Origin of the sequence: Granulicella sp. WH15 (assembly GCF_009914315.1) — a bacterium.
In the GTDB taxonomy this organism is placed as follows: Bacteria; Acidobacteriota; Terriglobia; order Terriglobales; family Acidobacteriaceae; genus Edaphobacter.
Genome location: NZ_CP042596.1, coordinates 3,753,193 through 3,776,427, shown reverse-complemented (window position 1 = coordinate 3,776,427; position 23,235 = coordinate 3,753,193). Strand labels below are relative to the sequence as shown.

The window sequence follows — 23,235 nt, the reverse complement described above, 5'->3', positions numbered from 1 at the left end:
GTGGGTCCATGAATGGGTGAGAGCGCCAAGCGGCCTTACTCCTCCTGAAAGCCTTACACTGGGCTCTGATGCGGCGTATTGTCCTCACCACCTTCGGCTCTCTCGGCGACCTTCATCCATACCTCGCGGTGGGCCTTGGGCTGAAGGCGCGAGGCCACGCGGTCACGATTGCGACATCGGAGATCTATCGCGAGAGGGTAGAGCGCGAGGGGCTGGAATTTCATGCGGTGCGGCCAGATCTGGAGCGGTTTCGCGGGGATCGGGAGGTGGTGCGCCGTATCTGGAGCCCGCGCACCGGCACCGAGTACATCATCCGCAAACTGATGTTGCCGCATCTTGCCGACTCGTTCGCGGACCTGCGCGCGGCGTGCGTGGGTGCGGACGTTCTGGTGACGCATGTTCTGCTCTACGCCGCTCCACTGGTGGCGGAGACGCTGGGGATTCCGCTGGTCTCAGTGGGCTTGCAGCCTGCGGCGTTTGTGTCGGTGCATGATCCGTCGGTGCTGGCTCCCGCGCGCTGGACGTATGGGTTGCGGCGCTTTGGGCCGACGCCCTTTCGAGTGCTGCACAAGATGGCGGCGTGGCGTGCGCGTGCATGGGCACAGCCGATTTACGATCTTCGCCGCAGCCTTGGCTTGCCGATGCCCGCGCAAAACCCGATTCTCTACTGGGGCGCGCAGGGGGAGTATGCGCAGGCTTGGTTTTCGCCGCTGCTGGGCGTGGCTCAGCCGGATTGGCCTGCGGGCACGGTCGTTACGGGGTTCCCGTTTTATGGTGCTTCGAGTGGAATCGCGCTGACTGCGGAGACGGAGGAGTTTCTTCGTGCGGGCGAGCCGCCGCTGGTCTTTACGCTGGGTTCGGCGGCGGTGCAGCACGCTGGAGACTTCTATGCCGAGAGCGCCGCTGCTGCGCGTTTGCTGGGGCGGCGCGCTGTTCTGTTAGTGGGGGAAGAACCGCTTCAGGGGCTTGCATCGGAGACTATTCATGTGACTGCTTATGAGCCTTATGCGGCGCTGTTTCCGCGAGCCGCAGCGGTGGTTCACCAGTGCGGCATCGGCACCACGGCGGAGTCGCTGCGAGCCGGTGTGCCCATCCTCGCGGTGCCGTGGGGGCACGACCAATTCGACAACGCGGAGCGGTTGAAGCGGCTCGGCTGTGCGCGGGTGTTGTCCCGGAGAGGCTATCGGGCGCGGCAGGTTGCGAAGGCGATTCACGAGCTTACCGGCTCTGCTTCGATTGCTGTGAAGGTTGCAGAAGTGGCGCAACAGATTCGAGCCGAAGACGGTGTTGCAGCGGCCTGTGATGCCATCGAACGCGCGATGAGAGGTTAGTGGCAGATCGTAAGGCTTTGTCGTTGTCTGTTTTCTTGGTTGTCATTCAGGAGCGAAGCGGAGGAATCTGCTTTTGCCTTTGTTGTTGCTTCTGCCGTTGTTGTTGCTCTTGCTTCTGGGGTAGGTCGGGCTTCAGCCCGACCTACCCAGAAGCAAGAGCAAAAGCAGATTCCTCCGCTTCGCTCCTGAATGACAACCAAGGAAACAAGCAACGGCAAGTGCCGCCCTCACGTCGGGGCACTTCGTGCCGTATTCGAAAGACCGGCACCTCGTGCTGTTTTGGACGCTTCGCGTAAAAGGCGATCTACGCGATCGCCGCTGTCACCAACGCCTGCGCCTCGGTCTGGATCTGCTTCAGGTGATCCTCTCCCTTGAAGCTCTCCGCGTAGATCTTGTACACGTCTTCCGTGCCGCTGGGCCGCGCCGCAAACCAGCCGTTGGCCGTCGTCACCTTCAACCCGCCGATGGCCGCATGGTTCCCCGGAGCCTCGGTCAGGATCGCCGTGATCGGCTCCCCGGCCAACTCGGTCGCGGTCACCTGCTGGGGCGAGAGCTTGCCCAGCTTGGCCTTCTGCTCCTTGGTCGCGGCCGCGTCGATGCGCTGATAGACCGGATTACCGTAGCGGGCGGTCAGCTCGCCGTAGAGCACGCCGGGGTCCTTGCCGGTGCGGGCGGTCATCTCCGCGGCCAGCAGGCCCAGGATCAGACCGTCCTTGTCCGTCGTCCAGACCTTGCCATTAGTGCGCAGGAAGCTGGCCCCGGCAGACTCCTCGCCGACGAAGCCCAGCGTGCCGTCAATCAGGCCGTCGACGAACCACTTGAAGCCCACCGGAACTTCGAGCATCGGGCGTCCGAGGCCAGCGGCCACGCGGTCGATCATGCTCGAAGAGACCAGCGTCTTGCCGATGCCGACGCTTGCAGCCCAGCCCGGACGATGCCGGAAGAGGTACTCGATTGAAACCGCGAGGTAGTGGTTCGGATTCAGCAGGCCGGAGCTGCGCGTCACGATGCCGTGGCGGTCGTGGTCGGTGTCGCAGGCCCAGGCCACGTCGAAGAGATCCTTCTTCGCGATCATCGAGGCCATCGCGTTGGGGCTGGAGCAGTCCATGCGGATCTTGCCGTCCCAGTCGCAGGTCATAAAGCGGAAGGTGGGGTCGATGTTTGGGTTCAGCAGCTCGGCGGGCAGCTTGTACTGCTCGATGATGCGCGGCCAGTAGTGGACGCCCGCGCCGCCCAGCGGATCGACGGCCAGCTTCAGCCCGGAGCCGCGCAGCACGTCGAAGTCGATGACGTTCGCGAGGTCGTCCACGTAGGCGGTCAGGAAGTCGTGGCGGAGGGTCGTCTCAGCGGCCAGCGCCTTGCTGTACGTGATGCGCTTGACGTCCTTGAGGCCGCCCGCGATCAGCTCGTTGGCGCGGTTCTCGATCCACTTGGTCGCGCCGGTGTCGGCCGGGCCGCCGCTGGGCGGGTTGTACTTGAAGCCGCCGTCCTCGGGCGGGTTGTGCGAGGGCGTGATGACGATGCCGTCGGCCAGCTCGGTGATGCGGTCGCGGTTGTAGCCGAGGATGGCGTGCGAGAGAGCGGGCGTGGGCGTGTAGCCGAGCGTCGCGTCGATGCGGGTGGGGATCTCATTGGCTGCCAGCACCTCGAGCGCGGTGGCGAAGGCGGGGTCCGAGAGCGCGTGCGTGTCCTGCGCGAGGAAGATGGGACCGGTGGTCTTCTGGCTGTGGCGGTACTCGACGATGGCCTGGGTGATGGCGGCGATGTGGTCGTCGTTGAACGAGGTGTTGAGCGCGCTGCCGCGATGGCCGGAGGTGCCGAAGGCCACGCGCTCGGCGGGATTGGAGACATCCGGGTGCAGGCTGTAGTAGGCGGTAATCAGGCGCGGCGTGTTGACGAGGTTCTCAGGAAGCGGAAGTTTGCCGGGCTCGTTGGGCGTGAGTTTCATCATGGTCTTCAAGGGCCTTCACTTCTGGATTTGCGCTGCGCCTGATGCAAAGTTTACGGGGCAGTCAATCAGGCGATCAATCAGTTGGATGCTGTCTTTGACGTTGGGCGGAGATCCGCAGACTCAGCCGACGAAACCTCTTGCACTTTCACCTGTGCTGTTTTTCAATAGAGGCGTTTCATACATTACTTTTGTACCTCAACCGCTGGCCCGACCACAGCCGGCGGCAACGTGAATTTCTGAGCAGGGATCGTTGAGAGGTGCGTGGGATGAAGAGGATGGTCGTGGGCAGCACTCCACGGCGGTCGCTCCAGTGCCGCGCTCCTCTGTTTGGAGTGGTAATGCAGTACTTTTCTGCCGTTGGCAGTGTGCGGGGGATGCGACGTTCTCAGGAGGCAGTGCTGGCCCGTGGGTGGGGCCGGATTCTGGCTCTGCTTTGCGCCGCCTTGGTCCTGACCGCGCAGGCCCGTGCCGTACAGGCTACGCTGGTCGCGGATGCGCACGTCAACAGCGCCCGCCCCACGGTGAACAGCGGGGCCATCTCGAACATCTATGTGGGGAGCGGCTATACCGGGTTGGTGCAGTTTGACCTGAGCCTGCTGCCTACCGGAACGACCTCGGCGCAGATCTCCCGCGCGGTGCTGCGGCTCTATGTCAACCGCGTGGATACGGCGGGGCAGATCGGCGTGCAGCCGCTCAGCGCGGCGTGGGGCGAGTACAGCGTTACCTACCAGACCATGCCCGCGATGGGCAGTGCGGTGCAGACGATCAATGTCGGCCAGGCCGGTGCGTACATCGCCATCGACGTGACCGCGCAGGTGCAGGGCTGGCTCAGCGCGCCTGCCTCCAACCACGGTCTTGCCCTGACCGCTGCTACGGCGGCGGTGCAGTTCGACAGCAAGGAGAACGACCTGACCGGACACGCGCCCGTGCTGGACGTGGGGATCGTCTCGCAGGGGCCGCAGGGAGATCAGGGACCTGCCGGTCCTGCTGGAATAGCCGGGGCCGTTGGGCCTGCGGGGGCGACTGGCCCAACCGGAGCTACGGGTGCAGCCGGAGCAATAGGGCCAATGGGACCAATCGGGCCGTCAGGACCAACTGGCCCGGCAGGACTGCCCGGCGCAGTTGGTCCCGTCGGTCCGTCTGGTCCAAGCGGGCCTGTTGGAGCCTCTGGGCCTCAAGGTCCAATTGGCCCCGCCGGTGCTCCGGGAGCAAAGGGGGATACGGGCTTTACCTACCAGGGGAGCTACAACGCCGCCACGACCTACGCCGTGGCCGACGTGGTGGTCTCCGAGGGCTCCAGCTATCTTTCGCTGGTCTCGGGGAATCAGGGCAACACGCCTGGCCTGTCGCCGCTGGCATGGGGGCTGCTGGCCTACGGGAGCACGACCGGCAGCGGCACGGGGACGGGCAGCGGCATCGCCTACCAGGGGGCGTACATGCCGCTCACCAGCTACGCGTTGAACGATACGGTCCTCTTCAACGGCTCCAGTTACATCTCGCTGGTGGCGGGCAACCACGGCAATACTCCGGGGCTGACGCCGTCGGCGTGGGGGTTGCTGGCCGCCGCTGGCGTGGGCGTGGCCGGGCCGGTCGGACCAGCGGGGCCTGCCGGAGCCGCCGGTCTGCAAGGTCCAGCCGGACCCACCGGCGCGGCTGGACCGGCAGGCGCGCCGGGAGCTGACGGGAAGCCGGGGCTGGTCTACCAGGGGGCTTACGGCTCCAGCAATAACTACGCCCTGGGAGACGTGGTGCTCTGGCAGGGGGCGAGTTACGCGTCTCTGGTGGCAAGTAATCACGGCAATACGCCGGATCAGTCGCCCTCCTACTGGGGCGTGCTCACGACGCAGGGGCCGCAGGGCTTCAGGGAGTCGCTGGTCCGTCTGGCCCTGCCGGTCAGGCTGGAGCTTTGGGACCTGTAGGACCGCCCGGTGAACGGGGCGATCAAGGCATGCAGGGCATCCCGGGGCAGGCCGGGGCTCAGGGGATTCCGGGAGTCGCCGGGGCACAGGGGCCGACTGGATCGGCTGGGCCGCAGGGTGTCCCCGGCCCGGTTGGATTGGCCTATCAGGGGAGTTACTCCTCGGTGGCGAACTATGCCCTGGCTGATGGGGTGACCTACAACGGCTCCAGCTACGTATCTCTGGTCGCCGGAAACCACGGCAACACACCCGGCCAGAGCCCCGCCGCGTGGGCGCTGATCGCGGCGGCTGGTTCTGCTGGAGCCGCCGGGGCGACGGGAGCCACAGGGCCAGCCGGGGCCATCGGCCCTCAGGGATTGCCGGGGCCAGCCGGGCCTCAGGGGACCACGGGCGCGACCGGTCCGCAGGGGCCGCCGGTCGTCCGCTACACCGGCGCGTACAACCCCGCCACGAGCTATAGCCTGAACGACGCGGCCAGCTTCGGCGGCTCCACCTACGTCTCGATGCTGGACGACAACCACGGCAACACACCGGACGTCAGCCCCGGCTACTGGACGGTTCTGGTGGCGCAGGGTGCTCCGGGTGCTGCCGGTCCGGCTGGCGCTGCCGGAGCGCCGGGAGTCGCCGGTCCCGCAGGCCCGGCCGGAGCTACTGGGCCGCAAGGGCCTCCGGTCAGCTTCATCGGCGGATGGCTCACCAGCCGCGCCTATGCGACGGGCGACGCGGTGAGTTACAGCGGCGGCAGCTACATCGCCTTGCAGGCCAACACGGGCCGCCAGCCCGATATCTCGCCGGTCTACTGGGCGGTGTTGGCGCAGTCCGGAGCGCCGGGACCAGCCGGTCCCGCAGGCCCGATGGGGCTTGAAGGGCCTACCGGGTTTCCCGGTCCGACCGGACCCCAAGGCCCGGCAGGCCCCATCGGAGCCACCGGCTCAATCGGTCCCGTCGGCCCGGCTGGAGCAACTGGTCCTGCGGGGCCAGCCGGACCAGCCGGGGCCGCGGGAGTGGCTGGACTGGCCTATCGCGGTGCCTACAGCTCCACGGCCAACTACGCCCTGAACGACGCGGTCACCTTCAGCGGCTCCAGCTACATCTCGCTGACAGACAGCAACCACGGCAACACGCCCGACCAGAGCCCGGCGATGTGGTCGCTGCTCGCGCGGCAGGGGAGTCCCGGCGTCGCCGGGGCCATCGGGGCTATAGGTCCACAGGGTTTGACGGGGCCAGCCGGACCTACGGGTGCCCCCGGTGCAAACGGGGCCAACGGTGCGCCCGGCCTCAACTTTCGCGGCCCGTGGGGCAGCGGGGTTCCTTATGCTTTGAACGACGCCGTAACTTACGCGGGTTCCACCTATCTGGCGCTTGTGAGCAACTCGGCGGTTGAGCCGGACACCGGCGCGGGTGTATGGGCGGTGCTGGCGGCGGTGGGCGCAGCCGGACCCGCCGGGCCGACCGGGGCCGCGGCCAGCGTGCAGATCGGCACCGTCACCACCGGGCCGCCGGGGTCGAGCGCCGTGGTGACGAACAGCGGCTCGGCCACGGCGGCGGTGCTCAACTTCACCCTCCCACAGGGAGCTACCGGGGCCGCGGGCACGGGCGGTACAGGAGGTGGTGCTGCTACCAGCGGGATTCCGTACGCCTCCATGTATCACGCCGTCTCGTTCAGCAACCTGTACTACTCGGTGAACAGCAGCAACAGCGCCGCCAGTGAGAGCGACTCGGTCCTCACGTGGGTTCCCGACGGCTGCACGGCCTCCAAGCTGGTCGTCTTCTCGAACCAGTCTTCGAGCACGTTGCAGGTGACGTTGCGTAGCGGCTCCTTGGGCATCGGGATGACCGACACCGCTCTCTCTTGTGCGCTCGCCACGGGCACTAGTTGCACTTCGACCGGATCGGTGGCGATCCCGGCCGGGAGTTTCGTGGATCTCAGCGTCACGCACGCCAGCGGAACAGCCGCCGGGGTATGGACCGCGTTGGCTTGCAACTGAGCGCTTCATGACCCTAATGGTTTGGGCTGGGAGAAGAAAGCATACCTCGGGGGCTAAAGCCCGCATTGGAGGCAGGTTTTAATGTCGGGCTAAAGCCCGACCTACCCTAGAAGCAAGGACAAGAACAAAAGCAAAAGCTAAGAACAAAAAGTAACAGCAACAGCAACGACAAAACCAGAAGCAGATTCCTCCGCTTCGCTCCTGAATGACAACAAGAAAACAGGCAAAAGCAGGGGGCTTGAGGCTCCTCTCTTGTCCCTTTTTATACTCGTTTCGCCTTGCTCTTGGTTTAGGGGCTAGAGTTGTGGCAGATTTCGTCGCAGTTCTGTTGCCAGCTTGCTCAGCCGTGTGCGGTCGGGTGTTTCGGCTTCGAGCGTGGCCTCCAGCTCTTGTGCCAGCCGTGTTGCTGCCATGTGGCCGAACATCCCCAGCGTTCCGGCCAGCTTGTGGGCGACGGAGGCGGCTTCGGCCTTCAGTTCCGGGGGTAGGGGATCGGCGGTGGCGGCCTGGTTCAGCACGGCCAGACGCTCCAGCAGAATAGGCTTGTTGCGCTCCCACAGGGAAGCCAGCAGGGCCTTCGTCTTTTCGTTGGGGGAGGTCACTCCACCGGCCAGCCCAGAGCTTCGGAGATCTGCGCGGCCAGGGTCAGCGGGTCGAACGGCTTGAACAGGACCGCGGCAACGCCCAGACCGGCAAACCGCCGCTGATCGACGCCCTGTACCTTGGCTGTCAGCAGAAGCACGGGGATGTGGCTGGTGGCGGGGTTCTGTTGCAGATGACGAAAGGTCGTAGGCCCGTCCATCTCGGGCATCATCACGTCCATCAGGATGGCGTCCGGAAGCTCGCGCTCCGCTGTCTCAATGCCTGTGCGGCCGGAGTTCGCGGTCAAAATCTCCCAGTCGGCGGTGGCTTCGAGCGAGAGCGAGGCCACCTCGCGGATGTCGTCGTCGTCGTCGATAATCAAAACCCTGCGCATGGGGTGATTGTTTCATGTCCTGCCGGACGGGCCTCCTGCGCGGAGGGCGGTCACTTCGTGACTTTCATACTTGTCTCGATGACTCAAAAAGCAATGGTCCTCCCGTTGGTCGGAAGCGAACAATGCTCGCTTCCGACCAACGGGAGGACCTCAAAAGATCACTCACCCATGCGGCCCCGAGAACCGCACGAAGTGCCGAAGTACTAGGCGGTGACGGCTACCTTGTCCAGAATCTCGGCAAACTTCTTGCCCGTGCGCGCCTCGTACCCCTTCTTGTGGAAGGCATAGCCCGCGATCAGCGGCAGCGCCAGCGTGGCCTCGGAGTAGACCATCTGCTCAAAGGTCAGGTCCACCTTGCCCCAGCTCGATGCTTCCTTCAGGGTCGAGCCCGAGAGCGCGCCGTCACGAGCATCGGCCACCGTGATCTGGATGGCGTACTTGTGCATCGAAGCCTCGACGCCGAGCACGTCCGCCGCCACCACGATGTCCTGCGCGAAGTTCTTGGGCACGCCGCCGCCGATCATCAGCAGGCCGGTGGTCGGGTTCTCGATCTTGATCTTGGTGATCTCGTAGAAGTCCTTGGCCGAGTCGATGGAGACGACGGGCTTGCCCTGACGCTCATGCTGGTGGGCCACCAGGCCGAAGCCAGCCGAGCAGTCCGAGAACGCCGGACAGAAGATCGGCACGTTCTTCTCGTACGCGGCCAGTACGATGGAGTCGTTGTGGCCGTTCGCGGGCGTGCGGCCCTTTTCGACGAGGTATGCGCCCATCGCCTGGATGAACTCGCGCGAGGAGTAGGCGCGCGGCTCGAGCGAGTTGGTGATCTGGTGCGTGATCTCGTCGCAGATGCGCAGCTCTTCTTCGTCGATGAAGGTGTCGTAGATGCGGTCGATCATCAGTTCGCGCAGGGTGGCGTCGCCCGCGCCGTACTTGTACTCGTCGCCCGCGATGTAGTGACGAAAGCCGAGGGCCTCGAAGAAGTCCTGGTCGACGATGTTCGCGCCGGTGGAGACGATGGCGTCGACCATGTTGTTGCGGATCAGGTCGACGAAGATCTTCTGGAGTCCGGCGGAGATCAGCGAGCCGGCGAGGCAGAGGATGACGCCGCACTCGGTATCGCGCAGCATCATGTCGTAGATGGTGGCGGCGCGGGCGGTGTCACGCGCGGAGTAGGCCATCCGGCTCATGGCGTCGACGACGGGAACCACGTCAAGCTTCGTGATATCGATGTGTTCGACGGTGCTGTGGAGGAGTTCTTTTTTCGTAGTCATAGACTCACATTTTACCGGAAGCAGGCGGCGCGGCAGCAGGAATGACGCCGCGTTCTATGAATTCTCGGCAACTGGTGTTCTGTGATGGGAAAACTCGTTCAGGAGCTGGCCGCCGCCTGCTCTGCGTACGGGCCAATAAAGGGAATCACGAACTTCTTCCCCTGGAAGGCCTGCACGATGGCGATCAGCCACAGCACGAAGATGACGCAGTGGATGATGATGGCCAGCAGCGTCCCGAAGAAGGGGATGAGGTGCAGCACGCTGGCGACCATGCCCGCCAACGTCAGAAAGATGCACTGGAAGGAGTGGAAACGTATGAAAGGACGGCGGTTATACGGCGAGATGATGAGGAACAAGATCGCCGGGATTACCGTGATGTAGGCAAGCCCGCCTGCGACGTTATCGGTCATTCCGGCAGCGGGCGTCGGGCCGCCGTAGGGATTTTCATGACTTTCATAAGGAGCAGACATAGAAGACCTCCATGCGCCCAAAGTAAGGGTGCGCCTATCCTACAGCGCAAACCCCTCTCCTTGTTACCCTTATTCGTATGAATGTGAACTTTGCGGAGCGGGCGCATAACCACAATTGGAAGCTCGACCCCATCGTCCGGTCGCTGCTCGATACGGATTTTTATAAGCTGCTGATGCTCCAGTTCATCTGGAAGAACTACCCGGAGACGCCGGTCACCAGCGAGGTCCACAACCGCACGGTGAAGGTGAGGCTGGCCGAGCGCGTCGGCGCGGCTCCGCTGGTGGAGCAGCTCGAGCACGTGAGGGGCCTGCGCTTCCGCCGTTCGGAGCTGGTCTGGCTGGCGGGAAATACCTTTTATGGCACTCGCAGCATCTTCCAGCCAGCCTTTCTGGAGTGGCTGGAGCACGACTTCCGCCTGAGCGATTACACGGTCTCGGAGGAGGACGGGCAGCTCGTGCTGCGCTTCTCCGGCCTGTGGACCGAGGTGACGATGTGGGAGGTCTATGCGCTGGCTATCGTCAGCGAGCTGAAGACCCGAGCGGCGCTGGCCGAGCTGTCGGAGCTGGAGCTGGACGTGCTCTACGCCCGCGCCAAGACCCGCCTGTGGGACAAGATCGAGCTGCTCCGCACCTGCGGAGTTCAGCTCTCGATCTCCGACTTCGGCACGCGCCGCCGCCACTCCTTTCTGTGGCAGGAGTACTGCGTGCAGGCCATGCGGCTGTCGCTGAATCGCGGCTCCGGGCCGGACCGTTTTGCTGGCACCTCCAATACGGCGCTGGCTTATAAGCACGATCTTGAGGCTATCGGCACCAACGCCCACGAGCTGCCCATGGCGCTGGCTGCGCTGGCCTCGGCTGGGTCGGACGACGAGCTGCGAGCCTCGCAGTACCGGGTGCTGGAGCTGTGGGGCCAGAGCTACGGCGGCGCGCTGCTCATCATGCTGCCGGATACGTTTGGCTCAACCCAGTTCCTCAATGGCGCGCCGGAGTGGACCGCCGACTGGACGGGGCAGAGGATGGACTCGAAGGACCCCCATCTGGCGGGCGACGAGTACATCGCCTGGCTGGAGAGCCGGGGCCGCGACCCGCGTCAGAAGCGCCTCATCGCCTCGGACGGGCTGGACGTCGAGGACATCATCGAACTGCACCGTTACTTCGAGGGCCGCATCCGCTTCAGCGCCGGTTGGGGCACACTGCTGACCAACGACTTCCGAGGCTGCCATCCGCGCGGCGAGGACACGCTGGAGCCTCTGAGCCTGGTCTGCAAGCTGACCAGCGCGGGCGGGAGGCCAGCGGTCAAGCTCTCGGACAACCTGCATAAGGCCACCGGCCCGGCCGAGGAGATCGCCCGCTACCGGCGCGTCTTTGGCAGCGCTGCCACGGAGGGAGCCGAGGTCGTGGTCTAGAAGCTCACCAGATTCGCTGCACTTGAAACGAGTCCAGTTGCGCGTCGGCGCTGATGATCGGGATATCCTCCGCCAGCGCCTGGGCCGCGAGCATCCGGTCGAACGGGTCGCGATGCTCGCCTACCAATCGCCCTGCCCGCAGTGCGTGGTCGATGCCGATCGGCAGCAGGGTGTATCCAGCCTCGTCCACCGCCTCCAGAAAGTTCCGCTCGAAGGCCTCCGCCTCGGGGATCTTGCCCAGCCTCACCTTGGTGGATATCTCCCATGCCGACGCTGCCGATACCAGGATCACATTGGCTTCGTCGGCGACGATCTTCGCCGCGCGGCGGCCCAGAGTCTTGGGAGAGAGCGCCGCCCAGAGCAGTGCGTGCGTGTCGAGCACAACCCTCACTCGTCCTCACCATTCCAGAGCTTCAGCTCCGCTTCGGGAAGTGGTTCGAAGAAGGCATCCGACAGCACGAATCCCGGCGTCTCCATTACTCCCAGCCGCTTCTTCTTCACGGGGTGGATCGCCTCCAGCCTCGCCACCGGCGTTTTGTCGCGGCCGGAGGTGATGACGACTGTTTCGCCGCGCTGTGCCTGCTTTACGAGGTCGGAAAGGTTGGTCTTGGCCTCGAAGATCGTCGCTTTCAACATGGTTACCTCCGGCTCAAGCTGCTAAGTTATCTTAGCTAATATGAGGAGTGAGCGGCAACGGTTGTTTTGCCGTCCGCTCGTTATACTGAGCCCATGGCCCGTCTCCCCTCTCTCCTCCGCGCCGCTGCCGTCGTTACTCTGCTTCCCCTCATCCCTGCCCAGAGCGCCTTCGCCTGGGGGCACTATGGGCACGAGATGATTAACCGCCTCGCTGCCGAGAAGCTGCCCGCCGATGTGCCCGCGTTTCTGCGCTCGCCCGCCGCGCTCGATGCGATGGAGTTCTACAGCCCCGAGCCGGACCGCTGGCGCTCGCTGGCCGAGCCGGATCTGAGCGCCGTCGTCGCGCCCGATCACTTTATCGACATGGAGTGGTCGGATCTGGTCGGCAATCCGCTGCCGCGCCGTCGCTACGACTTCATCCGTGCGCTGGCCTACGCGCAGAAGTCGCACCCCGACATGGCGCTCTCGCCCGAGAAGGTCGGCCTGCTGCCCTACGCCATCGACGAAGGGTACGAGAAGCTGAAGAACGATATGCGCTGGTATCGCGGGCTGGTCGCCCAGCACAAGGACACCCGCGCTGCCGAGGCTGAGATCGTCTACCTTGCCGGGATTCTGGGCCACTTTGTAGGTGACGGCTCCCAGCCCCTGCACGCGACGATGCAGTTCAACGGCTGGACCGGCCCCAACCCCAACGGCTACACCACCGACAAAGGTTTTCACTCCAAGTTCGAGAGCGACTTCGTGAACTCGACAGTGAAAGCCGAACGCGACCTTGCGCCGCTGGTTCCGGCTGCTCCTGTTGTTTCGAGCGATGTCTTCGCCGATACGATGACCTATCTGCACCGCTCCAACTCGTTTGTGGAGCCGGTCTATCAGCTCGAAAAGGCTCATGCCTTCGACGGCAGCGGCACGCCCGAGGGGCGCAAGCTGGTCAACGAGCGGCTCGCCGCCGGGGCTACGGAGCTGCGCGATCTGATCTACACGGCGTGGGTGAAGAGCGCCGATCCGGTGCCGTCGTATCGGAACTCGCAGCCGGTCAAGCCTGAGTCGGAGTAGGCTGTGAGTTGCAATTCAGCCAACCTTTTTCCCGTGTTCGCGTCCATTTCCCTGTAGGACGAAAGGCTTACTCGCATGACGCCCCAGGAACAACAGCTTCTCGAAGGTCTCATCCAGCGCGTAGAACAGACCCAGTTGCCTGAAAAAGATCAGGAGGCCGAGCAGCTTCTGCGCCAGTCCCTCGGCCAGAACCCCGACGCGCTCTATATCCTCTGCCAGACCGTGCTGGTGCAGCAGTACGCGCTCGAGCAGGCCCAGAAGAAGATCGAGTCGTTGCAGCAGGCTCCGCCGCCGCAGCAACAGAATCCGGAACACCACACCAGCTTCCTCGGCAACCTCTTCGGTGGAGCGCAGCATCAGGCTGCTCCGCCGCCGCCTCAGCCGCAGTACGAGCCTGTCAACTACGGCGCGCCTCAGCCTCCGTATGGACAGCCTTACGGCCAGCCCTATGGTGGCGGCTACGGTGCCCCGCAGTACGCGCCCGCGCCACCCATGGGTGGCGGATTCGGGGGCGGCGGCTTCCTGCAGGGAGCGATGCAGACGGCCGCCGGAGTGGCCGCCGGTGAGCTTGCCTTTCGCGGCATCGAAGACCTGATGCACGGCTTCGGCCACGAGGCCGGATACGGCAGCGACCGTGGCCTTGGCAGCAACTTTGGCGAGCGCCCCGAGGTCATCAACAATAACTACTACGGCGACGATCACACCCCCGGCCTAGGCGGCGACCACGATGGAAGTCTCTCCGACCGCCTCCGCGCAGCCGACGGCGGCTCCGGCTTGAGCCCCGACATCGAAGACCGCCGTCAGGGCTTTGCCGATACCTCGTCCCCGGACCTCGACGCGCAGGACGACAGTACGCAGGATGACTTTGCCGACTCGGGTTTTGATTCGGACGCCGGTGATGACTCTGACGACAGCGGTGATTTCAGCTCGAACGACGACTCCGGCTTTTAGGGCGTGAAGCCGCACCATCCGGGTGCCCCGTGGCTCGATTTTGAGACATGGGGTTTGGTCGGGGCACAACCGAAGAAAGCATACCTCGGGGGCTAAAGCCCTGATCTACCCCGGAAGCAAGAATAAAAGCAGAAGCAGATTCCTTCGCTTCGCTCCTGAATGACAACCAAAAGAACAGGCAACAACGCCCTCACGCCGGGCAGGCGGCACTTCGTGCGGTTCTCGACGCTTCGCGTAAAGGCAAAGATCTCAAGGATCCCCTTTTATCCGCCTTGATCCGCGTTAGGCCTTGTCCTTTGTTGCAGGGGATGACGACTCCCGAGTCGCCGACCTGCGCTCCATCGACGCCAGCAATCGCTTGAGCATCGGCGTCAGCACCAGCGCCAGCACAGGTGCGATCACCACCGCGGCCACCGCCCACACCACCACCGCGTGCCACTCCCACGTCCAGAGCAGCCGCGTGGTGTCCCACGGATGGTGCCTTACGCCCTCGAAGATCGCCGCTCGCTTCAACGGCATTCTGCCGGTGTGGAACAGCCGGTCGCCCAGCCGGATGAAGACGAAGAACAGCACAATCTGCAGCGGATAGACGACATGGTTGGCGATCTGAGAGGCCACAAGGTTCAGCCGGAAGACTCCGGCTGCCAGCAGTGCCAGCAGCGTCGTCGTGCCTAGCAGCGGGTTGATCCCGATCATGGCCCCGACGGCGAGCGACCAGGCCAGCCGCTGCGGAGTCGCGCCGACGCGCATCAGGTCCAGCAGCGGGGTGACGATGCGCCGCCGCCCGATCTCCCGGAGCCGTGCCGCGATGGTCGGTTCCGGCTTCGGCACTGTTTCATCCATTCCAGGCACAGCTAAGGATAGACTGACAGGGATCAATAAAGTGTGGACAGGAGGTTCGTGGCATTGCTTCACGCGGTCTTCGGCAGCATCAAGCTTCTCGGCTACTTTCTGCGCTTCGGCCTCGAGCTTCTCATCCGCCAGCCCTCCACCCGGCAGGATCGCGCCGCGTGGCTCCATCGCTTCTGCTCCACGGCTCTCAAGGGCATGGGTGTTTCGCTCACCGTTGAGGGCGCGTTTCCCGCGCGCGGCGCGCTTATCTCCAATCACCTCAGCTATGTGGACATCGTCGTCTACGCCGCGCTCCAGCCTTGCGTTTTTTGCTCCAAGGCCGAGATCCGCGAGTGGCCCGTCATCGGCTGGATGACTACCATGTCCGGCACCGTATACGTCGAGCGTGGCCGTGGCGGCTCCGCCCTGCGCGCGCGCAGCGGGATGCAGGCCGCCGCCGAGGCCGGGCTGCCCGTCGTCTTCTTTCCCGAGGGCACCACCACCAACGGGGACGGCCTGCTGCCCTTTCACTCCGGCCTGCTGGCCCAGGCGATGGACTCGGGCGAGCCCATAACCGCCGCGCATATTCACTACACGCTCGACCTCGACAACGGCCCTGGAGTGACTGCCCGCGAGGCCGTCTGCTGGGGAGATTCGACGCCGATGCTCAAGCACGTAGCCCGCTTCCTCACGCTGCGCGGCGTCCACGCCACCGTCCGCATTGCGCCGCAGCCCATCGTGTTTTCGAGCGGGTCGGTTCACCGCAAGATCGCCGCCGTCGAGGCTCGAGAGGCCGTTCTGGGGCTTTCCGCTGTCGGGGAAGTAGTCTCAGCAGATTAACTGCTTGTGAACCTCAAAGTTGCACCGTTCATGATTCAACTAACATTCATGCTGTAGACAACTTCTGTAATACAAACAGCCGCACACTAACCTCGTAGCCAAACCCAATACGAGGTCGGTCGATGCCTGCAACCGCACGGTCCTTCGATGTCCAGCCAGTCGACGCTCTGCCAGTCGATGTACTGCATGACCTTCGCGCGGATGTTCGCGAGCTGCCCACCCGCCGCACCGTCTGGCTGGAGGCCGGAGCCTACGTCGCCCGGCTCGCCATCTCCGAGGCCGACCGCCTGGCCGCCTACCGGCTTCGCTTCCTCGTCTTCAACCTGGAGATGAACGAGGGCCTCGAGTCCGCCTACGAGGACGGCTACGACACCGATCGCTACGACTCGGTCTGCGAGCAGCTCATCGTCGAGCACCGCGCGACCGGGGCGATCGTCGGCACCTACCGGCTGCAGATGGGCGACGTTGCCGCCCGCCACTTCGGCTACTACTCCGAGCAGGAGTTCGACTTTACCCCCTACGAGTCGATGCGCTCGCAGATCGTGGAACTGGGCCGGGCCTGCATCCACCGTGAGCACCGCAGCAGCGATGTGCTGAACCTGCTCTGGCGCGGGATCGCCCGCTACGTTATCGCCAACGGCGGCCGCTACATGATGGGCTGCTGCTCGCTGCCCTCGCTGGACCCCAAGCTCGGCCACGCCATCTTCCGTTCGCTCAAGTCGTACATGGTGGAGCCGTCGCTGGTGACGGTGCCTACCGCGGCTTACGCGCTGCCTGAGGGGCTGCCCGATGCGACTGTTGAAGGCTCGGGCGAAGAGGTGCGCGCGCCGCGTCTGCTGCGGGCTTACCTGGCCATCGGCGCGAAGATTTGCAGCCAGCCCGCCATCGACTGGGAGTTCAAGACCATCGACTTCCTGACGCTCTGCGACCTGCAGGCGCTGCACCCGCGTGTGGCAGCCCGCTTCCTGAGCGGCTGCTAGTTACATCTATGCCCTCAACGCTGGTTCGAGATAAGAGTTCAGAAGGCGCGCCCCAGAGCAGCATGGGGCGCGGTCCTGTCTCTGAAGCGACAAGCTCGGCGCAGCCACTTCGTATTCTTCGCTCGTTCTTTCGCACGCTGATTCTCGTTGGTCTGCTCTCGACGGCGGCTCTCGATGGGCTGATCCGCAAGCGGTTCTTCGGGATGCGCGTTGGCCCCGAGGGAGCCGTCTGGGTGCATCGCTGGTGCCGCCGCATCGTCCATGTTCTTGGCATCGGCTGCACCGTCGAAGGCTCGTTGCCGAGGGTCAAGCCGGATGAGTGTGGGCTGGCGGTGGTCTCCAACCACCTGAGCTACCTCGATATTCTGCTCTACTCCGCCGCCACGCCCTTCATCATGGTCTCGAAGACCGAGGTGCGCGGCTGGCCGCTGCTGGGCTGGATCACCGCGCAGGCGGGCACGATTTACGTCGAGCGTGCCGACGTCGCCGGGGGGCAGAAGCAGACACACGCCGAGGTTAATGCCGCCATGGCCGTGGCCTTCCGCAGCGGGCTTCCGGTGCTCTTCTTTCCGGAGGGGACGACCACCGACGGGAACGGTATCCTGCCCTTTCGCCGGGGGCTCTTCAACTCCGTGGTCTATGATTCGGTGCCGGTTCGTACGGCTGCTCTGCGCTTCACGCTTACGCAGTCGAATCCTGGGGCGAGTATCGGCAATGACGTCTGTTTTGTGGGCGATGCGGAGTTTGCGCCGCACATCTTTACCTGCCTCGGGTTGAGAGGGATTCAGGCGAATATTCGATTTGGAGAGCAGGTTCCCGGTGAGGATCGTTTTGCCCTCGCGGCCAATAGCCGGGAAGAGGTTATCCGGCTCTATGAGGAGCTGGCGCAGAGGTAGGTATCCAGGGCACAGCTGGAGAAAGCATACCTCGGGGGCTAAAGCCCGCATTGGTGGCTGTCTTTGATGTCCGGGCTAAAGCCCGGACCTACCCCAGAAGCAACGCAACAGCAAAAGCAACAGCAGAAGCAAAGACAACAGCAGATTCCTCCGCTTCGCTCCTGAATGACAACCAAGAAAACAGGCAACAGCAACGACGCCTCAGGCCGGGGCGCTTCGTGCGGTCTTGGACGCTTCGCGTAAAAGCACGGCTCTCAAGGCTCCGCTCTTATCCTTTTTTCCTTTTTATCCCCGTTTCGCCTTGCTCTTGGTTTTTGTACTCAGGCGTCTGCTATATCTTCGGGATCACTGCCGTCAGCAGAGCCGTAAACTGTCCCTCCACCTGCCGTCCGATATCCAGCACCTCGCTATGGTTGATTGCCTCGTCCAGCACCCCGGCGGCCATGTTCGTCACCAGCGAGATCCCCAGAACCTCCATCCCCATGTGGCGCGCCACGATCACCTCGTGCACCGTCGACATGCCTACCAGATCCGCGCCCAGAGTGCGGAAGGCCCGGATCTCCGCTGGAGTTTCAAACGAAGGCCCCAGCACCGCGAGATATACGCCGGAGTTCAACTCGTAGCCCAGCCGAGCAGCCTCGGCTACGGCCAGCTCCCGCAGGCGCGGCGAGTAGGCGTTGCTCATGTCGAAGAAGCGGTCGCCGAAGCGGGCGTCGTTCGGCCCCAGAGCCGCATTGGTGCCGGTCAGGTTGATGTGGTCCGCGATGGCCACCAGCGCGCCCTGCCGGTAGCCGGTGTTGATGCCTCCGGCGGCGTTGGTTACGACCAGCGTTCCGGCACCCAGCAGCTTGGCCACGCGAGTCGCGAAGGTGACCGACTCCATCGGATGGCCCTCGTAGGCGTGCGCGCGGCCTTGCAACGCGACCACGCTGACCCCGCCGATGGTCCCGAGGATCAGGTTCCCCGAGTGCCCGACGACGGTCGAGTGGGGAAAGTGGGGAATCTCCGCGTAGGGAATCACAGCGTCGGTGGCGATCTGCTGGGCGAAGCTCCCCAGGCCGGAGCCGAGGATGATCGCCACGCTGGGCACGAGTGAAGTGCGAGTGCGGATGTAGGCTACGGCCTCGGCGGCTTTGTCGTACTGATTCATCAATGCGTCTTCTCCAATTGCGCTGGCGTGGCTTGTGTCACGAAGGGCGGTGAGGTCTCTGAGTCCTCGCCCTCGTCGTTGAAGTGGTCCGAGAGCAGGCGTTCGGCCTCGTCGGCCAGCGGCACAATCGCCAGAATCTCGACCAGAATACTCTCGGGCCGGTACACGATCAGGCACTGGTAGATCGAGACCATCCGCAGCGGGTGCGGCGTGATCGCACGCCGTCGTGCTCCCATCGCGGGGAAGCGTCCCAGCAACTCGAACAGCTCGAGAAAGGTGCGGCCCACGATGGCCGCACCTTCGGGGTTGACCTGCGCCGCGCTGCGTACGATCTCTTCGAGGTCTCGCGCGGCGCGCTCGGACAGGTGGAAGCGCTTCAGCGCCCGTTTCATTGGGCAGGCTCGCGGATGTATTTGTTCAGCAGAGCTTCGATCTCCTCGGCTGAGACGAACTTGCCGCGCTCGGACTGCTCCAGCCCTTCGTCGATGGCCGCGGCGGCGTAGGCCTTCCACTGCTGCTCGGCGTGGAGATGGCGCAACGCGGCTTCCACCACGGCGGCCTCGTCGGGATACTGCCCGCTTGCCAACTGCTCTGCTACAAAGGCCTCGGATTCGGCTGACAACTTCAGGTTCATGGCGCTTACTTTAGCAGCATTGAGACGATGCTGGCGCTCATCAGGTTCGCCATCGTCCCGGCCAGCATGGCGCGCACGCCCAGTTGGGCCAGGTCGTTGCGACGGTTGGGCACCAGCGCGCCGATGCCTCCGATCTGCATCCCGATGGAGCCGACGTTGGCAAACCCGCACAGCGCGAACGTCGCGATGGAAAACGTGCGCGGCGAGAGCGTGTGCTTGAGCGGGCCAAGCTGCTGGAAGGCCAGGAACTCGTTAATCATCGTCCGTGTGCCCAGCAGGTTGCCGATGGCGCGGGCGTCCTGCCAGGGAATGCCGATAAGCCACGCCACTGGCGCGCCGATGACGCCGAGGACCGCGTTGAGCGAGTGCGGAAAGGGGATGTGCCCGTGCGCCCAGGCGAAGTTCGAGATGCCCAGCATGATGGCGTTGAAGAGGCCCACCAGCGCCACGAACGAGATGAGCATGATGGCCACGTTGAAGGCGAGCTGGCCGCCGTCGATGGTGCCGCGAGCCACTGCCGCGATGAAGTTTTCGTTCTTGTGCTCCTCGTTGGGCGGCATGTGGACCGTGCCCGCCGTCGCTGGAACCTCGGTCTCGGGCACCAGCATCTTGGCCACGAGGATGGTGCCGGGAGCCGTCATGATGACGGCGGAGAGGAGGTCCTGCGCATTGATTCCGAAGCTGATATACGCCGCCATGATGCCGCCCGAGACGTGCGCCATGCCGGAGGTCATGATGACCATCAGTTCGGAGCGCGTGGCCCCGGCGAGAAAGGGGCGGATGGTCAGAGGGGCCTCGGTCTGGCCCATGAAGATGCTGGCCGCGACGTTGGTGCTCTCCGCGCCGCTGGTGCCCATGGTGTGCTGCATGACCCATGCCACCACGCGGATGATGCGCTGCATCAGGCCGATGTGGTACATGATGGCGAAGAAGGCCGAGACGAAGATGATGGTCGGCAGCACAGCGAAGGCCAGGGTCGAGAGGGAGTCGCCCGGTGTGCCCATGCGGCCAAAGACCAGCGAAGACCCGTCGGCCGAGTGACCCAGCAGCGACGTGATGGCCTGCGAGACGTTGTGCAGGATGACCTGTCCGAAGTTCCACTTGATGACCAGGAAGGCGAAGATGATCTGGAGCCCCAGACCCCACGCCACGGTCCGCCAGCGGATGGCCCGGCGGTTGCTGGAGAAGGCGTAGGCAAGCCCGAGGAACGTAATCAGTCCGAGTAGTCCGGTAAAACGTGCCAAGGGCAGCTCTCCTTCAAGCGTGAGCAGGGGCGACAGTGGTAGCCAAGCGCGTAAGGAGAGTGTATCGAAAGCGGGGCCGGTCGGGCGAATCGTAATGGGAGGGCCTCAAGGGGTCGCCCGGATGACCTCGCGCACCAGCGGCTGCCGCTCGGGCTTTTCGGCACCGATCTGCACGGTCGCCCGCAGCATTCGTTCCGGCTCGTCGAGCTTCGACTCGTCTTCGGCGAAGAGGGTGATGAGCGGTTGGCCGGTGGTCACCTTGTCGCCGAGCTTCGCGTGCATCTCGATGCCCGCGTGCGCGCTTACGGGATCGCCGGGTTTGGCCCGGCCCGCGCCAAGGCGCTGCACCGCCCAGCCCACCTCGGTGCAGTCCATCGCGGAGAGGTAGCCGTCCTGTTGGGCGTGAAGTACACGGCTTGCTGCGGGTTTGTGGAAGCTCGCAGGATTGTCGAAGACGGAGGTGTCTCCTCCCTGTAGCTCGACGATCTTCAGCCACGTCGCATAGGCCGCACCCGAACGCAGCAGGGAGTCCGATAGCGCGGCCCCAGCCTCGGCAGATTCCGCCTTGCCGCCCAGAAAGAGCATCCAGCCCGCCAGCGTGTTCGACAGCTCGATCATGTCGCGGCTCATCGGATGACGGATGCCGCGCATCACGTCGACGCACTCCCAGACCTCGACCCAGTTGCCCGAGAAGCGGCCCAGCGGCTCGTCCATCGTGGTCAGCAGCGCGACCGTCTTTGTTCCCGCGGCCTCGCCGGTCGAGACCATCAGCTCGGCCAGGAAGCGCGAGTCCTCGTACCGCTTCATGAATGCGCCGGAGCCGGTCTTCACGTCCAGCACCAGGCCGTTCAGGCTCTCGGCCAGCTTCTTGCTCATGATGCTGGCGGTGATGAGGAAGGGCGACTCCACCGTGCCGGTGTGGTCGCGCAGTGCGTAGAGCACGCGGTCGGCGGGGACGATGGTGGGGGTCTGGCCGATCAGCGCCGCGCCGCACTCTCGCAGCACCTCGGCAAAACGCGCCAGTGAGAGCTGGGTGTCGAAGCCCGGAATCGTCTCCAGCTTGTCGAGCGTGCCGCCGGTGTGGCCGAGCGAGCGGCCCGAGATCATGGGCACCGCCAGCCCGGCCGCGGCGACGATGGGGGCGATGAGCAGCGAGGTCTTATCGCCCACGCCGCCGGTGGAGTGCTTGTCGATGGTGAAGGTGCCGGGGGCCAGCACCGACGCGTCGAAGACCTCGCCAGAGAAGCGCATGGCCTCGGTCAGGGTGGCAAGCTCCGGCAGCGAGAGGCCGCGCTGGAAGACCGCCATCAGGAAGGATGCGATCTGGGCGTCGGTGACCAGTTGCCGCTCCGGCGTGCGCTCGGCGACGGCGGCGATGAAGCCGCGGATCTCTGCCTCGGTCAGCACCAGGCCGTCGCGTTTGTGCAGGATCACGTCCAGCGGATGGATCGTTTGCGATGTGCGGGGAGTCATAGTTCCTTCAGCTCAAACGCCGCCGGAAGCAGCTCGGACAAGGTGCGCCGGACCGTCAGGCCATCGTCGCCCGGAAAGGAGATGACCGCGTCCCGATCGGCGAACTCCGCGATGGTCTGGCGGCAGGCTCCGCACGGTTGACAGGGGGCCTTGGCGAGATTGGCCACTGCGACGGCCCTAATGCGGATCGCCGGTCCATACTTGGCCACAGCCGCAGCGATGGCGTTCTGCTCCGCGCATGTCGTCAGGCGGTAGGATGCGTTTTCGACGTTGCAGCCCGTCACCACGTCGCCGCTCTCGAGCAGGATCGCAGCGCCCACGTGAAAGCGGCTGTAGGGGGCGTAGGAGCGGTGGCAGGCGGCTTCGGCCAGGTGTTGCAGCTCGGTCGAGCGGTCGGGCTGAGGCTTGCTCGAGAGACTCGGGTCCTGCTCCGGATTGCGGGTAACGATGCGCGCGGCCATTCTTCTTAGAGCGTAGAAGCTGGCGGAGCTACTGGCAAGCCCTAGCGGGGAAGCTCTCTGTGTACCCCGGCCGATATTCATGCAGTCGTAGCAGAGGCCGATAGAAGTCTTGTGGAGCACCTGGTCAAAGAGTTGCTCGCAGAGGGGTTGGAGCGACCGGATCAAATGGAACAGATGGCGCACATCGGCTGTCGCATTACCGAAGTGAGGTGGCGGCAGGAGAGAGCCGGGGTAACCTTGGATATCCCGTGCTTCGTTCCCGCCATCCAAGGGGTAACTGTCGTCTTTAGGTACGGCCGCGTGGCTGAACTGCCTCGTACAGTGGGCCGCGTACGGGCTGTTCTCTACCTGCTGGGGATTTGTAACAAATTTAGTAAGGAGCATTGCATGAGGGCTCTGATTGTGGATGATTCGAGGTCGTTGCGGGAGTATCTGCGCCATCTGCTGGAGAGGATGGGCATCGTCTGCGAAGAGGCAGACAACGGCCTGGAGGCGCTACGCGTGCTCAGGAGCGACCAGGAGAACGGCCAGGAGTTCGACTTCATGCTGCTTGATGTGAACATGCCGGTGATGAACGGGATGGAGTGCATCAAGGCGCTGCGAGAGGCCGAACTGCAACCCCGGATGAAGGTGATGATGGTGACGACGGAGGCGGACGACGCGTACATTGGACAGGCGCTCGACCGTGGTGCCGACGAGTTTCTGATGAAGCCTTTTACGTCGCAGTCGCTGCGCGAGAAACTGATGCTGCTTGGCCTCGCAGCCGCATAA

General features: G+C 64.4%; 24 protein-coding genes. 10 read left to right on the top strand and 14 right to left on the bottom strand.

Annotated features, from left to right (window positions below; translation table 11 throughout):
- Window positions 1-68 precede the first annotated feature (68 nt).
- Entirely contained in the window at window positions 69-1,331 is a 1,263-nt protein-coding gene (locus FTO74_RS15640; RefSeq protein ID WP_174242235.1) for a glycosyltransferase, read from the top strand.
- 304 nt (window positions 1,332-1,635) lie between these two features.
- Here FTO74_RS15640 and pgm read toward each other — a convergent pair whose 3' ends face one another.
- On the bottom strand, window positions 1,636-3,279 hold the full coding sequence (gene pgm / locus FTO74_RS15635) for a phosphoglucomutase (alpha-D-glucose-1,6-bisphosphate-dependent) (RefSeq protein WP_162539935.1): 1,644 nt from the start codon (window positions 3,277-3,279) through the stop codon (window positions 1,636-1,638).
- Window positions 3,280-3,548: 269 nt separating this feature from the next.
- Here pgm and FTO74_RS19925 point away from each other — a divergent pair, with 269 nt between their 5' ends.
- Both FTO74_RS19925 and FTO74_RS15620 read left to right on the top strand, forming a co-directional pair.
- Window positions 3,549-5,201: a DNRLRE domain-containing protein gene (locus FTO74_RS19925; protein ID WP_220399035.1), complete on the top strand. Its 1,653-nt coding sequence runs from the start codon at window positions 3,549-3,551 to the stop codon at window positions 5,199-5,201.
- A 29-nt stretch (window positions 5,202-5,230) separates the two neighbouring features.
- Entirely contained in the window at window positions 5,231-7,189 is a 1,959-nt protein-coding gene (locus tag FTO74_RS15620; protein ID WP_220399034.1) for a hypothetical protein, read from the top strand.
- Between the two features lie 296 nt (window positions 7,190-7,485).
- On the opposite strand, the gene FTO74_RS15615 is transcribed toward FTO74_RS15620, so the two are convergent.
- The 4 genes from FTO74_RS15615 to FTO74_RS15600 all read right to left on the bottom strand — a co-directional run bounded on the left by FTO74_RS15615 (window position 7,486) and on the right by FTO74_RS15600 (window position 9,906).
- The gene (locus FTO74_RS15615; protein ID WP_162538979.1) at window positions 7,486-7,791 is read right to left on the bottom strand and encodes an Hpt domain-containing protein; all 306 of its coding nucleotides are present in this window, start codon (window positions 7,789-7,791) and stop codon (window positions 7,486-7,488) included.
- On the bottom strand, window positions 7,788-8,165 hold the full coding sequence (locus FTO74_RS15610; RefSeq protein ID WP_162538978.1) for a response regulator: 378 nt from the start codon (window positions 8,163-8,165) through the stop codon (window positions 7,788-7,790). The genes FTO74_RS15615 and FTO74_RS15610 overlap by 4 nt, the downstream gene beginning before the upstream one ends.
- Before the next feature lie 203 nt (window positions 8,166-8,368).
- Window positions 8,369-9,436 (bottom strand): deoxyhypusine synthase, encoded by a 1,068-nt coding sequence (locus tag FTO74_RS15605; RefSeq protein ID WP_162538977.1) that lies wholly within the window; start codon window positions 9,434-9,436, stop codon window positions 8,369-8,371.
- A 98-nt stretch (window positions 9,437-9,534) separates the two neighbouring features.
- On the bottom strand, window positions 9,535-9,906 hold the full coding sequence (locus FTO74_RS15600) for a hypothetical protein (RefSeq protein ID WP_162538976.1): 372 nt from the start codon (window positions 9,904-9,906) through the stop codon (window positions 9,535-9,537).
- A 77-nt stretch (window positions 9,907-9,983) separates the two neighbouring features.
- Between FTO74_RS15600 and FTO74_RS15595 the strand changes: the two genes are divergently transcribed.
- On the top strand, window positions 9,984-11,312 hold the full coding sequence (locus tag FTO74_RS15595; RefSeq protein ID WP_162538975.1) for a nicotinate phosphoribosyltransferase: 1,329 nt from the start codon (window positions 9,984-9,986) through the stop codon (window positions 11,310-11,312).
- Window positions 11,313-11,316: 4 nt separating this feature from the next.
- On the opposite strand, the gene FTO74_RS15590 is transcribed toward FTO74_RS15595, so the two are convergent.
- Both FTO74_RS15590 and FTO74_RS15585 read right to left on the bottom strand, forming a co-directional pair.
- On the bottom strand, window positions 11,317-11,694 hold the full coding sequence (locus FTO74_RS15590) for a type II toxin-antitoxin system VapC family toxin (protein WP_255462314.1): 378 nt from the start codon (window positions 11,692-11,694) through the stop codon (window positions 11,317-11,319).
- Between the two features lie 5 nt (window positions 11,695-11,699).
- Window positions 11,700-11,948: a type II toxin-antitoxin system prevent-host-death family antitoxin gene (locus FTO74_RS15585; RefSeq protein ID WP_162538973.1), complete on the bottom strand. Its 249-nt coding sequence runs from the start codon at window positions 11,946-11,948 to the stop codon at window positions 11,700-11,702.
- A 93-nt stretch (window positions 11,949-12,041) separates the two neighbouring features.
- Here FTO74_RS15585 and FTO74_RS15580 point away from each other — a divergent pair, with 93 nt between their 5' ends.
- Both FTO74_RS15580 and FTO74_RS15575 read left to right on the top strand, forming a co-directional pair.
- A complete protein-coding gene (locus tag FTO74_RS15580) occupies window positions 12,042-13,004 on the top strand; it encodes a S1/P1 nuclease (RefSeq protein WP_162538972.1) in 963 nt (320 codons plus the stop codon).
- A 75-nt stretch (window positions 13,005-13,079) separates the two neighbouring features.
- Entirely contained in the window at window positions 13,080-13,955 is an 876-nt protein-coding gene (locus FTO74_RS15575) for a DUF2076 domain-containing protein (protein WP_162538971.1), read from the top strand.
- A gap of 282 nt (window positions 13,956-14,237) precedes the next feature.
- Here the strand turns inward: FTO74_RS15575 and FTO74_RS15570 are convergent, their stop codons facing one another.
- Window positions 14,238-14,798 carry a DUF2062 domain-containing protein gene (locus FTO74_RS15570; RefSeq protein WP_162538970.1) on the bottom strand — a complete coding sequence of 187 codons (561 nt, stop codon included), beginning with the start codon at window positions 14,796-14,798 and terminating at the stop codon, window positions 14,238-14,240.
- Window positions 14,799-14,855: 57 nt separating this feature from the next.
- Here FTO74_RS15570 and FTO74_RS15565 point away from each other — a divergent pair, with 57 nt between their 5' ends.
- The 3 genes from FTO74_RS15565 to FTO74_RS15555 all read left to right on the top strand — a co-directional run bounded on the left by FTO74_RS15565 (window position 14,856) and on the right by FTO74_RS15555 (window position 17,502).
- Entirely contained in the window at window positions 14,856-15,626 is a 771-nt protein-coding gene (locus FTO74_RS15565) for a lysophospholipid acyltransferase family protein (RefSeq protein WP_162538969.1), read from the top strand.
- A 122-nt stretch (window positions 15,627-15,748) separates the two neighbouring features.
- On the top strand, window positions 15,749-16,606 hold the full coding sequence (locus FTO74_RS15560; protein ID WP_162538968.1) for a GNAT family N-acyltransferase: 858 nt from the start codon (window positions 15,749-15,751) through the stop codon (window positions 16,604-16,606).
- Between the two features lie 8 nt (window positions 16,607-16,614).
- Window positions 16,615-17,502, top strand: coding sequence for a 1-acyl-sn-glycerol-3-phosphate acyltransferase (locus tag FTO74_RS15555; RefSeq protein ID WP_162538967.1), 888 nt, complete (start codon window positions 16,615-16,617; stop codon window positions 17,500-17,502).
- A gap of 331 nt (window positions 17,503-17,833) precedes the next feature.
- Here the strand turns inward: FTO74_RS15555 and FTO74_RS15550 are convergent, their stop codons facing one another.
- The 6 genes from FTO74_RS15550 to cdd all read right to left on the bottom strand — a co-directional run bounded on the left by FTO74_RS15550 (window position 17,834) and on the right by cdd (window position 22,464).
- The gene (locus FTO74_RS15550; RefSeq protein WP_162538966.1) at window positions 17,834-18,652 is read right to left on the bottom strand and encodes a purine-nucleoside phosphorylase; all 819 of its coding nucleotides are present in this window, start codon (window positions 18,650-18,652) and stop codon (window positions 17,834-17,836) included.
- A complete protein-coding gene (locus FTO74_RS15545; protein ID WP_162538965.1) occupies window positions 18,652-19,044 on the bottom strand; it encodes a type II toxin-antitoxin system RelE/ParE family toxin in 393 nt (130 codons plus the stop codon). The genes FTO74_RS15550 and FTO74_RS15545 overlap by 1 nt, the downstream gene beginning before the upstream one ends.
- Window positions 19,041-19,286: a hypothetical protein gene (locus FTO74_RS15540; protein WP_162538964.1), complete on the bottom strand. Its 246-nt coding sequence runs from the start codon at window positions 19,284-19,286 to the stop codon at window positions 19,041-19,043. The genes FTO74_RS15545 and FTO74_RS15540 overlap by 4 nt, the downstream gene beginning before the upstream one ends.
- Before the next feature lie 5 nt (window positions 19,287-19,291).
- Entirely contained in the window at window positions 19,292-20,530 is a 1,239-nt protein-coding gene (locus FTO74_RS15535; RefSeq protein ID WP_162538963.1) for a nucleoside transporter C-terminal domain-containing protein, read from the bottom strand.
- Window positions 20,531-20,635: 105 nt separating this feature from the next.
- The gene (locus FTO74_RS15530; RefSeq protein WP_162538962.1) at window positions 20,636-22,003 is read right to left on the bottom strand and encodes a thymidine phosphorylase; all 1,368 of its coding nucleotides are present in this window, start codon (window positions 22,001-22,003) and stop codon (window positions 20,636-20,638) included.
- On the bottom strand, window positions 22,000-22,464 hold the full coding sequence (cdd, locus tag FTO74_RS15525) for a cytidine deaminase (protein ID WP_162538961.1): 465 nt from the start codon (window positions 22,462-22,464) through the stop codon (window positions 22,000-22,002). The genes FTO74_RS15530 and cdd overlap by 4 nt, the downstream gene beginning before the upstream one ends.
- Before the next feature lie 387 nt (window positions 22,465-22,851).
- Here cdd and FTO74_RS15520 point away from each other — a divergent pair, with 387 nt between their 5' ends.
- Window positions 22,852-23,235 (top strand): response regulator, encoded by a 384-nt coding sequence (locus FTO74_RS15520; protein ID WP_162538960.1) that lies wholly within the window; start codon window positions 22,852-22,854, stop codon window positions 23,233-23,235.

What these genes read in the sequence shown, in the direction of transcription:
- FTO74_RS15640 (WP_174242235.1), top strand. Translation starts at nt 69, where the DNA reads ATGCGGCGTATTGTCCTCACCACCTTCGGCTCTCTCGGCGACCTTCAT.
- pgm (WP_162539935.1), bottom strand. Translation starts at nt 3,279, where the DNA reads ATGAAACTCACGCCCAACGAGCCCGGCAAACTTCCGCTTCCTGAGAAC.
- FTO74_RS19925 (WP_220399035.1), top strand. Translation starts at nt 3,549, where the DNA reads ATGAAGAGGATGGTCGTGGGCAGCACTCCACGGCGGTCGCTCCAGTGC.
- FTO74_RS15620 (WP_220399034.1), top strand. Translation starts at nt 5,231, where the DNA reads ATGCAGGGCATCCCGGGGCAGGCCGGGGCTCAGGGGATTCCGGGAGTC.
- FTO74_RS15610 (WP_162538978.1), bottom strand. Translation starts at nt 8,165, where the DNA reads ATGCGCAGGGTTTTGATTATCGACGACGACGACGACATCCGCGAGGTG.
- FTO74_RS15605 (WP_162538977.1), bottom strand. Translation starts at nt 9,436, where the DNA reads ATGACTACGAAAAAAGAACTCCTCCACAGCACCGTCGAACACATCGAT.
- FTO74_RS15600 (WP_162538976.1), bottom strand. Translation starts at nt 9,906, where the DNA reads ATGTCTGCTCCTTATGAAAGTCATGAAAATCCCTACGGCGGCCCGACG.
- FTO74_RS15595 (WP_162538975.1), top strand. Translation starts at nt 9,984, where the DNA reads ATGAATGTGAACTTTGCGGAGCGGGCGCATAACCACAATTGGAAGCTC.
- FTO74_RS15585 (WP_162538973.1), bottom strand. Translation starts at nt 11,948, where the DNA reads ATGTTGAAAGCGACGATCTTCGAGGCCAAGACCAACCTTTCCGACCTC.
- FTO74_RS15580 (WP_162538972.1), top strand. Translation starts at nt 12,042, where the DNA reads ATGGCCCGTCTCCCCTCTCTCCTCCGCGCCGCTGCCGTCGTTACTCTG.
- FTO74_RS15575 (WP_162538971.1), top strand. Translation starts at nt 13,080, where the DNA reads ATGACGCCCCAGGAACAACAGCTTCTCGAAGGTCTCATCCAGCGCGTA.
- FTO74_RS15570 (WP_162538970.1), bottom strand. Translation starts at nt 14,798, where the DNA reads ATGGATGAAACAGTGCCGAAGCCGGAACCGACCATCGCGGCACGGCTC.
- FTO74_RS15560 (WP_162538968.1), top strand. Translation starts at nt 15,749, where the DNA reads ATGCCTGCAACCGCACGGTCCTTCGATGTCCAGCCAGTCGACGCTCTG.
- FTO74_RS15555 (WP_162538967.1), top strand. Translation starts at nt 16,615, where the DNA reads ATGCCCTCAACGCTGGTTCGAGATAAGAGTTCAGAAGGCGCGCCCCAG.
- FTO74_RS15550 (WP_162538966.1), bottom strand. Translation starts at nt 18,652, where the DNA reads ATGAATCAGTACGACAAAGCCGCCGAGGCCGTAGCCTACATCCGCACT.
- FTO74_RS15545 (WP_162538965.1), bottom strand. Translation starts at nt 19,044, where the DNA reads ATGAAACGGGCGCTGAAGCGCTTCCACCTGTCCGAGCGCGCCGCGCGA.
- FTO74_RS15540 (WP_162538964.1), bottom strand. Translation starts at nt 19,286, where the DNA reads ATGAACCTGAAGTTGTCAGCCGAATCCGAGGCCTTTGTAGCAGAGCAG.
- FTO74_RS15530 (WP_162538962.1), bottom strand. Translation starts at nt 22,003, where the DNA reads ATGACTCCCCGCACATCGCAAACGATCCATCCGCTGGACGTGATCCTG.
- cdd (WP_162538961.1), bottom strand. Translation starts at nt 22,464, where the DNA reads ATGGCCGCGCGCATCGTTACCCGCAATCCGGAGCAGGACCCGAGTCTC.
- FTO74_RS15520 (WP_162538960.1), top strand. Translation starts at nt 22,852, where the DNA reads ATGAGGGCTCTGATTGTGGATGATTCGAGGTCGTTGCGGGAGTATCTG.